The 16241-nt window shown below is 44.9% G+C and carries 13 protein-coding genes; 7 read left to right on the top strand and 6 right to left on the bottom strand.

Annotation, left to right across the window (positions count from 1 at the left end):
• Positions 1-163: 163 nt before the first annotated feature.
• From nirB to QUB52_RS01395, 4 genes are all read right to left on the bottom strand, one after another.
• Positions 164-2713: a nitrite reductase large subunit NirB gene (gene nirB / locus QUB52_RS01410; RefSeq protein WP_332972055.1), complete on the bottom strand. Its 2550-nt coding sequence runs from the start codon at positions 2711-2713 to the stop codon at positions 164-166.
• 294 nt (positions 2714-3007) lie between these two features.
• Positions 3008-3313, bottom strand: a complete 306-nt coding sequence (locus QUB52_RS01405; RefSeq protein ID WP_265239005.1) for a four helix bundle protein — start codon at positions 3311-3313, stop codon at positions 3008-3010.
• A 152-nt stretch (positions 3314-3465) separates the two neighbouring features.
• Positions 3466-4254, bottom strand: a complete 789-nt coding sequence (locus QUB52_RS01400) for an ABC transporter permease (RefSeq protein WP_332972056.1) — start codon at positions 4252-4254, stop codon at positions 3466-3468.
• A gap of 180 nt (positions 4255-4434) precedes the next feature.
• Complete coding sequence (locus QUB52_RS01395) at positions 4435-5415, bottom strand: ABC transporter ATP-binding protein (RefSeq protein WP_332968395.1); 981 nt, start codon at positions 5413-5415, stop codon at positions 4435-4437.
• Between the two features lie 108 nt (positions 5416-5523).
• On the opposite strand from QUB52_RS01395, the gene QUB52_RS01390 reads away from it, so the two are divergent.
• Positions 5524-6333, top strand: coding sequence for a calcium-binding protein (locus QUB52_RS01390; RefSeq protein ID WP_332972057.1), 810 nt, complete (start codon positions 5524-5526; stop codon positions 6331-6333).
• Between the two features lie 181 nt (positions 6334-6514).
• Here the strand turns inward: QUB52_RS01390 and QUB52_RS01385 are convergent, their stop codons facing one another.
• A complete protein-coding gene (locus tag QUB52_RS01385; protein WP_332972058.1) occupies positions 6515-7315 on the bottom strand; it encodes an SDR family NAD(P)-dependent oxidoreductase in 801 nt (266 codons plus the stop codon).
• 401 nt (positions 7316-7716) lie between these two features.
• On the opposite strand from QUB52_RS01385, the gene QUB52_RS01380 reads away from it, so the two are divergent.
• Positions 7717-8643, top strand: a complete 927-nt coding sequence (locus tag QUB52_RS01380; RefSeq protein WP_265239000.1) for a DMT family transporter — start codon at positions 7717-7719, stop codon at positions 8641-8643.
• Positions 8644-9042: 399 nt separating this feature from the next.
• Positions 9043-9897 carry an Hpt domain-containing protein gene (locus tag QUB52_RS01375; protein WP_265238999.1) on the top strand — a complete coding sequence of 285 codons (855 nt, stop codon included), beginning with the start codon at positions 9043-9045 and terminating at the stop codon, positions 9895-9897.
• Positions 9898-10047: 150 nt separating this feature from the next.
• On the opposite strand, the gene QUB52_RS01370 is transcribed toward QUB52_RS01375, so the two are convergent.
• Complete coding sequence (locus tag QUB52_RS01370; RefSeq protein WP_332972059.1) at positions 10048-10431, bottom strand: hypothetical protein; 384 nt, start codon at positions 10429-10431, stop codon at positions 10048-10050.
• A gap of 433 nt (positions 10432-10864) precedes the next feature.
• On the opposite strand from QUB52_RS01370, the gene QUB52_RS01365 reads away from it, so the two are divergent.
• From QUB52_RS01365 to QUB52_RS01350, 4 genes are all read left to right on the top strand, one after another.
• Positions 10865-13387, top strand: coding sequence for an ATP-binding protein (locus QUB52_RS01365; RefSeq protein WP_332972060.1), 2523 nt, complete (start codon positions 10865-10867; stop codon positions 13385-13387).
• Between the two features lie 96 nt (positions 13388-13483).
• A complete protein-coding gene (locus QUB52_RS01360; RefSeq protein ID WP_332972061.1) occupies positions 13484-14947 on the top strand; it encodes a CIA30 family protein in 1464 nt (487 codons plus the stop codon).
• 216 nt (positions 14948-15163) lie between these two features.
• A complete protein-coding gene (locus QUB52_RS01355) occupies positions 15164-16042 on the top strand; it encodes a carbohydrate ABC transporter permease (protein ID WP_265238995.1) in 879 nt (292 codons plus the stop codon).
• Positions 16035-16187, top strand: coding sequence for a hypothetical protein (locus QUB52_RS01350; RefSeq protein WP_332972062.1), 153 nt, complete (start codon positions 16035-16037; stop codon positions 16185-16187). Before QUB52_RS01355 ends, QUB52_RS01350 begins: the two co-directional genes overlap by 8 nt.
• The last annotated feature ends 54 nt before the right edge of the window (positions 16188-16241 follow it).

Below are 16241 nucleotides of genomic sequence, written 5' to 3'. Positions count from 1 at the left end.
TTAAATCCTTCGCATAATGTCCGCCAATAGCCTTCATAGCCTTGATTTGGCTTCTCGACAATTAATCCACCCTGCTTTTTAAGGGGGGTTAGGGGGGATCGGAGGCTTTGCCTAAAACAATCAAGCTGACAATACGTTTGAACTCAAGTTGACACACATTGGGTTATTCTGCAACTCCAGCCAGAGCCTTTTCATGCTCATAAGCAGGGCGAGTTTGTCCCCGTTCCTCAACACGAACAATACTCGGATCTGGCAAATCGGAATTCACAAAATGCTGGAATCGTTGCACCTTTTGCGGGTCTTCAATCGTCGTTTTCCACTCACATTGATAAGTATTAACCAAATGTTCCATCTGCGCTTCTAGCTCAGCACAAATGCCCAGAGAATCCTCAATTATCACCTGCTTCAGGTATTCAATCCCGCCCTCAAGCTTATTAAACCATGTAGCAGTACGTTCCAGGCGATCGGCCGTGCGAAGATAGAAGACCAAAAAGCGATCGACATACTTAATCAAAGTTTCCTGATCAATATCAGCCGCCAACAAAACCGCGTGCTGCGGCTTCATCCCACCATTGCCGCACACATACAAATTCCAACCATTCTCAGTCGCAATAATTCCAAAATCCTTGCTTTGAGCTTCCGCGCATTCGCGAGTGCAGCCAGAGACAGCAGACTTGAATTTGTGAGGAGCTCGCAAACCGCGATATCGCAATTCAACCTCGATCGCCAAACTCGTCGAATCCTGCACCCCAAAGCGGCACCAAGTGCTGCCAACACAAGATTTTACAGTCCGCAAAGCCTTGCCATAAGCGTGTCCCGACTCAAATCCCGCATCGATCAACCTGCGCCAAATTAGGGGCAACTGATCCACACGCGCCCCAAACAAATCGATCCGTTGCGCCCCAGTAATTTTAGTATAAAGCCCAAAATCCTTAGCAACTTCTCCCAAAACAATCAACTTATCCGGCGTAATTTCTCCACCCGGTACACGCGGCACCACCGAATAAGTACCGTCGCGTTGAATGTTTGCCAAATAGTAATCATTCGTATCTTGCAAACCGACGTGAGACTTCTCTAGAATATGGTCATTCCAGGTAGAAGCCAGCATCGAAGCAACAGCAGGCTTGCAAATTTCGCAGCCGTGCCCTTTGCCGTGTTGTGCGATCGTCTCGTCAAAGCTTTTCAGCTCTTGAGAGCGCACCAAATGGTACAATTCTTGACGGGAATACTCAAAATGTTCGCAGAAGTGATTCTTGACTGCAAACCCAGCTTTCTTCATCTGGGACTTAAAGATATCCGTCACCAAAGGCACGCAGCCGCCGCAACCAGTACCAGCTTGAGTGCATTTCTTGACGCTGGCAACATCAGTTAAATTGCGATCGCGAATCGCCTCACAAATCTGCCCCTTGCTGACATTATTACAAGAACAAATTTGAGCCGAATCAGGCAAACTCTCCACACCAAAACCCGCAGGTGATCCCCCTTCGCGCGGCGGCATCAACAAATCTTCAGGATGCGGCGGGAGAGCAATTTCATTTTGCATGAATTGCAGCAAAGTGCCGTAAGCAGAAGCATCTCCGACGAGAATTCCGCCTAAAATCCGGCTACCGTCTTGATTTAAAACTAATTTTTTGTAAATGCCTTGGAAAGTGTCAGCAACCACAATTTCTTTAGCATCAGGAGACTTGGCAAAAGCATCACCAAAACTCGCAACATCCACGCCCAAAAGTTTAAGTTTCGAGGACATATCCGCACCAGTAAAAGTGCTAGTGCCGTCATCCGCTGCACTGCCCAAAATATCGGCGGCGACGCTGGCCATTGTGTACCCAGGCGCGACTAAACCGTAGATGCGATTTTGATAAAGTGCACATTCGCCGATCGCATAAATATCAGAATCAGAAGTTTGGCAGCTATCATTAATCACAATACCACCACGTTCTCCTACTTCTATCCCAGAAGTTCTAGCAATTTCATCGCGCGGGCGAATACCAGCAGAAAACACAATCATATCCGTTGCCAATTCCGAACCATCAGCAAACAGCATCTTAGTAACTTTGCCATTTTCGCTGACAACTTCCGTTGTAGATTTGCTGGTGTGAACCGAAACCCCCAACTCTTCGATTTTGCTGCGAAGAATCGCGCCACCAACCTCATCAACTTGTACAGGCATCAGCCGCGACGAAAACTCAACTACATGAGTTTTCAATCCCATATTTTGCAGAGCATTCGCGCATTCTAAACCCAACAAACCGCCACCGATTACTACACCAATTTGGCAATTTTTAGCATGATCTGACATCGCCTCCAAGTCATCAATTGTCCGGTAAACAAAAGTTCCCGTAGCATCTTTGCCTTTGATGGGTGGCACAAATGGATAGGAACCTGTGGCGATTACAATTTTGTCGTAGGGAACCTCTAAACCATTGGCAGAAGTGACTGTTTTTTGTTCCCGATTGATAGCGACTGCTTTGTCGCCGATATGAATTTCAATGCCATTTTCTTGATAAAATCCTGGTGCAACTAGAGATAAATCTCCCGCTGTTTTGCCAGAGAAAAATCCGCTGAGGTTTACGCGATCGTAAGCAACGCGCGCTTCTTCACAAAAAGTAATTAAATTCCAGTCTTTGGCAGCATCCGAGCTTACCATTAACTCTAGGAACTTGTGACCTACCATGCCATTGCCGATTACAATCAGGTTTTTTTTGGCTGTCATTAGAATCTCTTTTATCTCATTTATCAGTCCTTGGCTTTATTAATAGAAGACTTTTTTGTAAATTTTTGTATGTATGGATACAAAAAATTAATTTTTATGCAATTCTTGAATGATTGCGATCGCATTTTTGCATGATGTCTGCTGACAGTTGACAGTTGATAGTTGATAGTGCCGGAGATTGTTCGCTAAATATCCACTGTCCACTGTCCAGTGTCAATCGTCAATTGTCCACTGTCAACTGTTATTGAGTTTTTGTTTGGTTGTTTTGATGATGCTGGTTAGTAGTTTTAGGAGTTATTTTAGGTCGTTTAAGATTGATTCGCTTTCTTTTGGAGTGAGATAATCGGTTTCTCGAAGTAGCAATATCCAGTATTCTGTTTCGTTGGCTTCTTTGAGGGCAATAGCTAGTTTATGAATAAAATCGGCTTTGCTTTCGGCTTGTTCGGCTTCTCTAACTAATGCACCGATAGCTGTTCCAGATCGTAGTAGTTGTTTCGACAATACATATTCTTTTTTATTGATAGACAAGTATTTATATAGGTTAACCGTTCGGAGGGCAAAGGCAAAAGATTTATTTTTTAGTGGTGAGTTATCAGTCATTGACAGTTGATAATTGATAGTTGATAGCACCAGATATTGTTCCCTAAATATCCATTATCCACTGTCAACTGTCAACTGTCAATGACTGATAACTGTCAACTGTCAACTGTCAACTGTCAACTGTCAACTGTCAACTGTCAACTGTCAACTGTTTAAGCTCCCATACCCGAATACTGCTTTAAACCCTGCCGCCACAGCCAGCGATTCCACACAAAAAACAGCGCACCCCAACCCAGCATCACCAACAAACCGCGGCCAATATCTACGGGTAATCCTATCAAAATTGAAGCTGGGAAATGAATTAAATAAGGAAACGGAGTCCACAAAACTACTTCGCGCACGGGTGCGGGAAACACTTCTAGTGGCGCAATAAGTCCCGATAAAAACAGGTAAATCAAAAACCAGAATTGTTCGATCGCACTTGCGCGCTCGATCCAAAAAGCAAACAGCGCAAAGGTATACTGGATCAGGAACCGCAAGCAAAAAGCCAAGACGAGAACCAACACAAACAACAAAAACCTGCCCAAACTCGGCAGCCAAAAAGCCTGCGGGTAAAGTGCAAAAAATAGCAGCACCAATCCGAATACAAAAGGCACCCTTGCAAACCTTTCGGAAACATGAGACGCGAAGTGATGCCATACTGGATCTAAAGGCTGCAACAACTTATTAGATAAAGTCCCTTGCACTACCTGTTTTTCAAACTCCCAAATCACCCATACAACATTTGTTTGTCTGACGATAAAAGCTGCTAAAAAGTAACGGGCAAAGTCGATCGAATTCAGCCCAAATTGCCCATTTTGAGCCGCTTGCATCCACACGCCCATCAAGATAAACGGCAAAGCTCCCGACAGAACCCATAAAAGCAATTCCGCCCGGTATTCGACCATATAAGCGTAGTAGGTAATCAGCAAATTTTTAGCAATTCTGATGATTTTTTTCATAGAGCGTATCAAATCATGTAAATTTATACTTGTATCGTGCACATTGAATTCCCGGCGATCGAATTCTGTCGATGGGTGGGGGCGGGTTTATTTATATTCTGGATGTGAATTACAGATTGTTTGTGAACCCGCCCCTACAAGAATTGTGGTTAATTTTATTCACCAAAGCGCTCGCATTAATTACACTTTTCCGGTGCGAAAAACTCGACCGATAACCTCTTCAATTGGCGGATCAGTAACAGTCAAATCTATTACTTCTAACTCCGCCAACATCTTCGAGACGCTCCCTGTTAGCTCCTCTCTTTTTACCAAAAACCGCACTGAATCACCTTCAATTGATTCTACCTCGCCGTAACCAAAAGCGCTATCTTTTGCCAGCGGATTAGCTAATTTTACTTGAACTTCCCGATAAGGTACAAACCTGTCGAGCAATCCGTCCAAACTGCCATCATAAATTAATTGCCCTTCATGGATTAACAAAACGCGCTTGCACAAAGCAGTAATGTCAGCCATGTAGTGACTTGTCAAAAGCACCGTTGCTTGATAGCGTTCGTTATATTCTCGCAGAAATTGCCTGACACTAAACTGTGCGTTGATATCCAAACCTAAAGTCGGTTCATCTAAAAATAATACCTCCGGGTGGTGCAGTAGCGCCGCCATTAATTCAGCTTTCATGCGTTCCCCCAAAGACAGCTTTCGTACCGCCTGATTTAACTTGCCTTCTAGTGACAGCATTTCTGTCAATTCTCCGATTCGCTGCCGATAATCTGCATCGGGAATGCCGTAGACTGCGGCATTGATTCGCAGAGAGTCGAGCACGGGTAAATCCCAAATTAACTGCTGTTTCTGCCCCATGACTAGGGTGATTCTTTGCAGAAAATCTGCTTCGCGGCGGAAAGGAGTACGATCGCACACACTGACAGTACCACCAGACGGATAAATCAAACCAGTCAGCATTTTCAGCGTCGTTGTTTTTCCCGCACCGTTAGCGCCCAGAAACCCCACCACTTCCCCAGGTTCAATACTGAAAGAAACGCCCTCAACTGCTTTGATATTGCGGTAAGTGCGCTTAAAAAAGTGCTGCATAGTTCCTTTCAGTCCCGGTTCCTTAATCGCTACGGGATAAACCTTACTTAAGTCTTTAACTAAGATAATTGGCATTGGCTTAACTTTTAACTTTTATTTTAATCTGCGATTTTGCGATCGGCTTGTGCCAAGATGGAGATAATTGTAAGATATCCACGATCGCATTACACAAAATTTACAACTATGGTACTCACCCCCGATAATTCAGGCATCTCTCGTTTGGTAGGAGACAATACTCCTGAAAATATTACACTTGCACCGGGACAACTTGCCAGTTTTTCTGGGGGAGTTTTGATGCTGGGCGGCAATGATACTGTCAGGGGTTCGTCAGATGCAGAACGGATTTTCGGCAACGATGGTAAAGACAGTCTGTTAGGCGGCGCCGGCAGTGATTCTCTTTATGGCGGCAAAGATGATGACGATCTTTTGGGAGAAACTGGTGACGATTTATTGACAGGGGATAGAAATAGCGATTTCCTTGATGGCGGTGCGGGAAATGATTTGCTGCGCGGGGGACAAGGTGTTGATTTGTTAGTTGGCGGTGACGGTAACGATACTTTAATTGGCGACAGAGATGTGGATATTTACAAAGGTGGTGCTGGGAGCGATGTCTTTGTTTTTCGAGTCGATCAAGCGGGAATTAGATTGGTTGGGAATGAAGTTCCTGACGCGGTAATTGTGGATTTTGATAAATCTAGTGATTCGATCGGAATTAGTGCAGCTTTTACCAGCAGCAATATCACTTTTGAACAGGTAAGTTATAGCTTAAACGATCCGAGACTGCTGTTGCTCGATCCAGGAACTATATCGGGGGGAACGAGTTTGTTAGCCAAGGGTGGCATCTCGCAGCAAAGTCTCGATCCAGATGGCAACGGTCGTGTGGAAGCTACTAATATTAGGTTCGGTGTTACTAATGCTTTATTGGGTACTGTGTTGAATGTGACACCTGCGGATTTAACCGATCGTTTGGTTAATGCTAGTTCTTTGCTTTAATTGGTAGGTGTAGGGTGCGCAATGTGCACCGGCTTTAGTTATTATAGGGTGCGATCGAGGGCTGAATGTGAAGATCGCCTACTCAATAGTTTTCCCCCGAAGCGCTCTCTAAGATTAGTTAGCTACAAAGTCAACCGGTGCGCAGTGTACACCCTACAAACTAATGACTCATAACTAATGACTAATTACTCTTTGCCATTGCCCACTGCATCAAACCGGGGAATAATCGATAGGCTTCCGATGCAAAAAAAGCTGGGCCGACGGTAACTTCTGCACGCTGATTCTTGACAGCATCCCAGATAGCTTTAGCAATATCTTCCGGCTGAGAAGCCCAGTCAGATTTCAACATTTCGCTCATTTGTTGGCGGCGCAATTCGACTGCTGGTTCGTCTCGATCGCGAAATTGAGCTCCTTCCAAAAAATCGCTGTTGATCAAGCCCGGATGTACGGCGCAAACGTGAATACCTTGGGGCGCTAATTCCAATCGCAAACTTTCTGTTAAACCGGTTACTGCATATTTGCTGGCGCAATAAGCGGTCATTTGAGGCAAGGGCATTTTGCCGCCTATGGAGCCAACATTGACGATTGTACCCGTTTTGCGATCGAGAAAATGTGGCAAAATTTCTTGAATTGTGTTAACGCAACCCCAAAAATTGGTATTCATTAATTGCTGCCAATCTTCGGAGGTGGTTTGCTCGATCGCCCCCGCGAGACAAATCCCGGCATTATTCACCAAAACATCAATGTTTCCGCACACATCTAGGGCTTTTTGGACGATCGCCCGCACTTGTTGAATGTCGCCTACATCCCCCGCAATAGGGACAGCGGAAGTGCCTTCACGCTGCACCTGAGCCGCTGCTGCTGCCAATCTCTCTGGCTCGCGAGCCACCATCACCACATCGTAACCTTTGCTGGCAAATAACAGTGCCGTTGCTTTGCCGCTTCCTTGAGAAGCGCCTGTCATCAAAACTGTAGGAGCCATAGATAGTTATACTTTGTAAGTGGGGGCTTCGTTTGCTGCTGTATGGAAACTATAACAGATGCCAAGTATTTTTGGGCGCGTTCTATATTAATAGTTTGTCTTGAATATAACAAATTTTAAATATTGGCGAGCGGGCTTTTAAAAACGAACCGCGAAGACGCAAAGGACACGAAGGAAAAGAGGAGAAGAGAAGGCAAGATCAACAGTAGAGTTGAATTGAATTCATTCCCTCGCTCTTCTTGAAACGCATCTGCGTTGATCTGCGTTGATCTGCCTTGCCTCTGCGATTGACCTATTCATCCAAAATTTATGCAATAAGTCTAGTTCAGAATTGTGCGAAAATTGCTATATAAATTTTATTTTCGGCAATTTCCAATTTCCCCTTACCAATTCTCGAACAAATGAATTTTCCTAAACAACCGCAGAATTGGTCGATCGCCCTATTGTTAATTATCGGCGTTTTGGCAGTCTCAACCTCTTCGATTTTAATTCGGCTGGCGAACATGGAAGCAGGCGCGGGCGGCCTCGGTTTCAGTCTGATACTCGCCGCATCTCGCTTGAGTTTGTCTTCCTTAATTCTGCTTCCAGCTTGGCAGAAAATTCAGTGGAAAGCCTTACAACCGGGAGCTCGGCGCTATGCTGCGGCGGCTGGTTTGTGTCTCGCCCTGCACTTTGCTCTCTGGATTACCTCACTTTCTTATACTTCGATTGCGGCTTCCACAGCCCTCGTCACCACAACTCCCGTTTGGATAGCGCTATTGTCGCGCTTCTGGTTTGGCGAAAAACTCAGCAAAATGTCGATCGCTGGCATTACTATAGCGCTTGCAGGCGGAATGGCGATCGCCCTGGGGAGTGGGGGCGCAGAAAGTGCCGGTAGCAGTAAACTCCTAGGCGATTTCCTGGCTCTGGCTGGTTCCTGGGCTGTCAGCTTGTACCTGCTGTTGGGGCGGGAAGCTCAGCGGCGAGGACTGGGAATTGGCGGTTATATCGCGATCGCCTATACTGTTAGTGCGATCGTCCTGCTCCCTCTCCCCCTCGCCTTCGGCATCAGTTATACCGGTTATCCGCACATTGTATATTTTTATATTTTGTTAACCGCCGCCTTGCCTCAATTAGTCGGCCACACCATTTTAAACTGGGCAGTAATGCAAATTTCCCCAACTATAGTAACTCTTGCCATCTTGTTTGAACCGGTAGCGGCGAGTTTTTTTGGTTATTTGCTGTTTCGGGAAGTGCCCGCCCCGGCGGTACTCGCAGGTGCTGCGATACTGCTGTTTGGCGTAGCAACCGCTACCCTCGGAGCTAAAAAAAGCACAGTCAACAGTTAACAATTCTCAGCCTTGCCACTACAGTTGGCGTGAGTCAGAATAAAAAAGATTAGATCTAAAAAATACAAATAAGTGGGTAGCATATAAATGAATGTAAAAAGCGTTTTTCAGTGCGAGCGTCTCCGCTGGCTTGTTTACATATCTAGCGAGCGGGGACGTTCGCACTCATACAAAAGCACCCATTGATACGCTGCCAATAACTCGTCATTTAAATATCCAATCAAAACTATCAAATGTCTGACTAATAACTAATAACTAATGACAATGACTAATGACTGATGACCAATGACTAATGACCACCCTTCGACTTCGCGAGCGGGCAAGATGACCAATGACCAATGACTAATGACCAATGACCAATGACCAATAATATTTGGGTGCATTTCGGAGAATAAAATTATGCTGCCAGAACAACTACAGCGCATCATCGGCTACTTTCTCGAAGAAGCCACAGAACACATTCAAATCATCGAACAAGGCTTGCAGGGCCTGCAAAACACCATGCAAGCTCCCCAAAGCATAAACCAGCTCATCCGAGCCTCGCACTCGATTAAAGGGGGAGCAGCTATGCTGGGATTTAGCAGCATTCAGCGCATAGCCCATCGCTTGGAAGATTATTTAAAACTGCTCAGAGAATGTCCGATCGCCATTGATAGCACACTACAATCGCTATTAACCCAAGTTTTTGATATTTTAGCAGCCCTCGTGTCCAAGGTTTCTAAGGGTTTTGGACTCAACCACGAAGACGCAAACCAGATGCTTTTCCTCGCCGAACCGGTTTTTGACGAACTCGATGCTTACCTGAGAGTGCTGATTCCTACTCGCCTGACTTTGAGAGCAGTAACCGACGAACACATTCACCTTTTCTCCGGTTACTGCACCTTTGCAGCGGAATTTTTCTCCGCCATTACGTCGCACGTCGGTTTGCTCGGAGGCAATATTACCCGCCACGAGTACGAAGGCGAGGGCATACGCCTTTATATTGACATTTACCTACCACCTTACACCAGGATCGAAAACATCCGCCAAGCTGTCGAACTTTCAGGCGCGATGATCGGGACTGTTCAGACGCAGCGCGACTTTTCGCTGCTGGCTGCCGATTATCCGGTTTACCGAAGTGCGATCGCCCGTCCCGCAATTTGCACCGGATGCCGCTACTATTATGGCAGAAGCGATGGCGGCCACCTGCTCAACTGCACGATCCATCCGGGCGGCCCCGAAGATGAAGAATGTCGCGATCACGAACCAGAATAACCAGTATAAAATTAGGACTCCGAACTAATATTTGGAACCAGGGAATACTTTAGTAAAAACTAATATTATCCCTGATATTTTTCACGTTTCTCGCTACCAATTTCTATCCTAGATCGCTAAAATTTTACTTCCTAAAATTCGTTAAATCCGTTACACAATCCGTTGCCGAACTTCCTTCCTTCTTCTCACAAATTCCCTAAAAGCTGATACCGCAACTCTAATTAATTGCATCATGCTGTCAGGATGCGCCACCGCCCAGATATTGATAGCCAGACAAGTGATTGCCATCGCTAACAAGATATATGTCGGAGGCATTACTACGCCGATCGCAAACCAGGTAAAAACGTGAAATAACATTGCTGTAGCCCAAAATCCAGCCACAGCCGCAGATGCCAAAACCTGCATTCGAGGTCGGTTTAGTCCTGTCAAAATCCCTGTCAGCAAAGTAGTCAGCAAGTTTGCCGGAACTAAAAAAGCACAGATACCTATGCAGTAGGTATGGGAAAACTCAGTAACTGTATTGAAGTCGAGCATTAGTCTAATTGTCGGGCCTGTTGGATATACTTAAATAGTTTAACGTGACTTGACTTTTATATCTTGTCACCCTTACCTTAACTTAATCTTTTCGTCAGTCTGCCGGTCTGAAGACACATTTCTCTCCTCCTTTTTCTCCCTGTCAAAAGTTTACCACAAATATTAACTTTGTGAAATATTATTAAAACTACTTGAAAAATGGCAACAATTGCTGCAATAATTAAGATTGGGGAGCGATCGAATAGAAGAGCTAAGTTCGTAAAAAGATCTAGAATGCTGGGGCCAGTCGAGCTGCAACACAAGGGTAGGCTGATTTGCGACTCAATCATTTTCGACTCGCTGATTCTCAGATGAGATTATTTAAAAGCAAATTTGAACTCAAATCTCAAATCGATAGAACCTTCTCAAAATTTTACAGCGGGAAATAGACACAATGGATCGACAAATCACAATCCCAGCACTCGTAGAAGTTGACTTGACCAACTGCGACAGAGAACCCATTCACATATCAGGGCATATTCAGCCGCACGGCGTGCTACTTGTGGTGCGAGAACCTGAACTAGAAATACTGCAAGTCAGTGAAAATACGCAAGATTTGTTAGGCTTTGATGCCAAAAGTGCGATCGGTCAAAATTTGAGCTTATTATTCGATCGCGCTCAGCTCGAAAAATTCACTGCCTGTTTGGAAAAGGAAAACTTAAAAACCGTCAATCCCATTAAAGTGTCCGTCGAAAAAGCCGGCCAATCTTTAGAATTTGACTGCATTATCCACCGATTAGAAGGATTTTTGATGGTAGAATTAGAATTATCCACTACCACAGAAAATCTTTCGATTTTTAGTTTTTATCATTCAGTGAGATCCACTGTCAGCCAAATTCAAAGCGCCACAACTCTCAAAGATTTATGTCAACAAACTGTAAAAGAAATCAGAAGAATTTCCAAATTTGATAGAGTAATGGTCTATCAATTCGATCCCGATGGCAACGGCGCTGTCATCGCCGAAGACAAAACAGAAAACCTGACTCCTTTCTTAGGATTAAACTACCCCAGCACAGATATTCCCAAACAAGCAAGAAAACTGTATTCATTAAATTGGTTGAGGTTGATTCCCGATATTAACTATCAACCAGTTCCCCTCGTATCCGGCAACAATTCTATTACCAACGAACCTGTAGACCTCAGTTTTTGCGTATTGAGAAGCGTTTCTCCCATTCACATAGAATACCTGCAAAATATGGGCGTGGCAGCTTCGATGTCAATTTCATTAATCAAAGATCAAAAACTGTGGGGATTGATTGCTTGCCACAACTATACACCAAAATACCTCAACTATGAAGTGCGCGCCGCCTGCGAATTTATCGGACAAGTAATGTCCTTAGAACTGCAATCAAAAGAAGGAAACGAAGACTACGACTATAAACTTTATTTAAAATCCATTCAAACCAAGATTTTTGAAGACATATCCACCGCCGAAAACTTGTCTGAAGTGTTCGGTAAATGCCAGCACAATTTGCTGGAAGCAGTCAACGCCCAGGGAGCAGCAATAATATTTGGAGAAAATTGCTATCTAGTCGGAAAAACACCTCAAGGAAAATCTCTCAAATACTTAACTAAGTGGGTGCAAACAAACCTCACAAAAGAAATATTTTATACAGACTCGCTGATCAAATTTTATCCAGAAGCTGAGGGATTTAAAGAGACAGTCAGCGGGTGTTTAGCCGTAGCAATATCGCCAATTCAAAAAATATACGTTTTGTGGTTTCGCCCGGAAGTAATTCAGACCGTGAATTGGGCTGGAAACCCCAAAAAACAAGTTGAAATAGATGAAGATGGCAGCCCCAGACTGTCTCCTCGCAAATCCTTCGAGCTGTGGAAAGAAAATGTGAGTTGCCAATCATTGCCTTGGAAACAATGCGAAATAGAGGCAGCATTGGAATTTAAAAAAGCAATGATTAATATAGTGCTGCGCCAAGCCGAAAAACTCAATAAATTAAATACAGCATTAGAAGCATCAATCGCCAGAGAGCGCGAAAAAACGGCTCATTTAAAAATAGCGATGTCAGAGCTTCAGCGCGCGCAAACTCAGTTGGTGCAAAGTGAAAGAATGTCAAGTTTGGGACAGTTGGTGGCGGCGGTAGCCTATGAAGTCACTAACCCGATTAACTTCATCTACGGAAATCTAACCTATGCCAACGAATACAGCGAAAAACTCATCAATTTATTGCAGCTTTACGCTCAGCACTATCCGTCGCCTTCGTCAGAAATTCAAGTAGAAATAGAAGCAGCAGAAGTAGAGTTTATAGTTGAAGACTTACCGAAGTTGTTGGGTTCAATGAAAGTAGGAGCTAACCGCATCCGCGAGATAGTTCAGTCGCTGCGAAATTTCTCTAGAATTGACGAAGCAGAGATTAAACCAGTTGACATTCACGACGGATTGGACAGCGCTTTGTTGATTCTGAGCAACCGACTCAAACCGAAGCCCGATCGCCCTGCAATTCATCTCATCAAAGAATATGGCTCTCTGCCTTTGGTTGAGTGTTACGCAGTTGAGATAAACCAAGTGTTTATGAATGTACTGGCAAATGCAATTGATAGCCTAGAAGATGCCTTTGTCAACAAGCACTTATCGTCGCACCGCAGGGGCAAAGAAGAGCCAGCCAAGAGCGGACAAATTCAGATTGTGACTGAAGTTTGTCCGGGAGAAAAAGCCGTAGCAGTTCGGATCAAGGACAACGCTTGGGGCATGGAAGAAACAGTTCGCCAGAAAATATTTGAGCCGTTTTTTAGCACAAAACTGGTGGGAAAAGGTGCGGGGATAGGTTTGGCCATATCCCACGAAATTGTGGTGGAACAACACGGCGGAAAATTGATCTGCATTTCTGCCCCCGGAGAGGGAACCGAGTTGATTATTGAGATTCCCTTAAGCCAAATTCATCGGAAACCCATTGTCAAATGAAAAAAAGTGCGCTCATAGCCCAAATCCACAAATCGAAAATTCGATTAAAATACAAAAGCAGCTAAGTAGATTTGATCCCATTCTGAGGAAGCGACTGTGACAGAAAAAAATACCGCCCAATGGGATGCCGGCAGATTTGTCAAAACCTTGGCTTATTTCGGCGTTATTCCCTTCATTGGCAGCATTAGCTGGCTGCAACAACTGTTCGGAAGCAGCAGCAACCAGAAAAAAGACCAACCCAAACTCGTACTCGTAGCCGGTGCCACCGGTGGCGTGGGAAAGCGAGTTGTCAAGCGATTGCAACAGCGGGGATATCAAGTACGCTGTCTCGTCAGAGATACCAAAAGAGCAACAGAAATTCTGGGCAAAAATGTTGAATTAGTCGAAGGAGATATCACTGTCGCCGAGACGCTAACGCCCTTAGTAACCGAGGGCATAGATGCAGTTATCTGCTGCACCGGCACCAAAGTTCAACCAGTAGAAGGAGACACTCCAACCAGGGAAAAATACTATCAAGGCATCAAGTTTTATATGCCGGAAGTTGTGGATGTTCCCGAAATTGTGGAATATAAAGGTCTGAATAATTTAGTGCAAGCTGTTCGCAGCCAGCTAATTAAAGCAGGCGAAAAAATCATTTTCGACTTCACAAAACCTACCCAAGATTTAAAGGAAACTTGGGGAGCTCTGGACGATGTTGTGATGGGCGGCACTAGCGAAAGTTCGATCGTCCTTACAGACAATACAGCTATATTCACGGGCAATGTTTCCACCGCCAACTCCGGCGGCTTTGCTTCCGTCCGCACCAGAAACTTCGATTCTCCCCTCAATCTCGCAGGATTTAGCGGCCTCTTGCTGCGGGTCAAAGGGGACGGTAAGCGCTACAAATTAATTGTGCGTAGCGAGGCAAAATGGGATGGAATTGGTTATTGCTATTCGTTTGATACTGTTTACAATACCTGGATTACTGTCATCGTTCCCTTCGATAAGTTGATTCCAGTATTCCGGGCGAAAACTGTGAAAGATGGCTCGAAATTCGATCCCAGCAGTATTTATTCCTTTCAATTAATGCTGAGCAAGTTTGAATATGATGGCGGGCTGAATCCGAGATTTACACCGGGCGTTTTTCAACTGCAATTAGAATCTATTAAAGCTGATGGCGGGCAGACTTTGCCGCGATTTGTGATGGTGAGTTCGGCTGGAGTTACGCGCCCTGGCCGCCCTGGACTTAATTTGGAGGAGGAACCGCCGGCTGTCAGAATGAATGATATGTTGGGGGGAATTTTGACTTGGAAGTTGAAAGGGGAGGATTGCGTGCGATCGAGCGGCATACCTTATACTGTTGTCAGACCTTGTGCTTTGACTGAAGAAGCGGGCGGCAAAGCTTTGATATTCGAGCAAGGAGACAATATTCGGGGTAAAGTTAGCCGGGAAGATATTGCAGAGTTGTGCGTACAAGCTTTGGAAGAACCGCAGGCTTGTAAGGTGACATTTGAGGTAAAAGAGGGGGAAAATTCTCGTTCTTCGGGAGATTGGGAGGGTTTGTTTTCTGGGTTGAAATAAGATAAGACGGCGGTTGAAGAGACGGCGAATTGAAGACGGCGAATTGAAGACGGCGAATTGAATTCGCGTCTACACAGACAAAACCCGCCTCCGCGGGTTGAAGAATCAGATAATACGGCGAATGCAATTACATTGTTTTCGACCGTCCGCGGAGGCGGACATCGTTTGTGTAGGCGCGGTTTCAACCGCCGTCTTATCTACTAATTACAGATTATTATGTATCTAAATTTCTTCCGACGATATTCGACGCCTTATTTGTTTTTGTTTCCGGCTTTGTTTATTTTGACTTTAACGGTTTTGTGGCCGGCGGTGCAAGCTTTTTATTTGAGTTTTACTAATTACGAATACGATTTAACTCAAATGCCGCAGTGGGTAGGTTTGAAGAATTTCGATCGCCTGTGGCGCGATCGCACTTTTTGGCAAACTTTGACCAATACGCTGCTGTATCTGATCTGTGTAGTGCCTATATTGGTTGTTCTACCGCTGGGAATGGCCATTTTGTGCAATCAAAAGCTGCGGGGGATGAACTGGTTCCGCGCAGCATACTACACGCCTGCGGTGATTTCGATGGTGGTCGCCGGGATTGCTTGGAAGTGGCTGTTTGCTGAGACTGGATTGCTGAATCAGTTCGGGGAATTGTTGGGTTTACCTCCGGTTTCTTGGCTTGCCAACCCGAAGGTGGTACTCTTTAGCGTGATGGCAGTTACTATCTGGAAAGGCTTGGGTTATTACATGGTAATTTATTTGGCTGGGCTGCAATCTATTCCGGCAGAACTTTACGAAGCGGCTGCGATTGATGGTTCGGAAGGTTTGCGGAAACACTGGGATATTACTGTGCCACTGATGAAGCCTTATTTAGTTTTGGTAGCGGTGATTTCGGCGATTTCTGCTACTAAGGTTTTTGAAGAAGTTTATATCATGACTCAGGGCGGCCCTCGCAATAGTTCTAAGACTGTTGTTTATTATCTTTACGAACGTGCTTTTAAGGATTTGGAAATTGGTTATGCTTGTACGATCGCCCTAGTGTTATTTTTGATGATTTTGGGTTTGTCGATTCTGCAAGTTAGCCTTCAGGGTTTGACTCGCAATGATTGAGAAGGAAGAAGGAAGAAGGAAGAGGGAAGAAGGAAGAAGGAAGAAGATAAGACGGCGGTTGAAACCGCCCGTTATTCAACCCGCGCACCATCCGGGTTTTGTTTGTGTAGACGCGGTTGAAACCGCCGAGTCTCTTAAATATTAAGCCAAATAACCAATGACAAAGCTGTGAGATTTGGAGTAAGCTTAAGTATGTCTC

Source organism: Microcoleus sp. A6-C6 (assembly GCF_036705955.1).
Classification (GTDB): Bacteria; Cyanobacteriota; Cyanobacteriia; order Cyanobacteriales; family Microcoleaceae; genus Microcoleus.
This window is presented reverse-complemented; position numbering and strand designations above follow the sequence as displayed.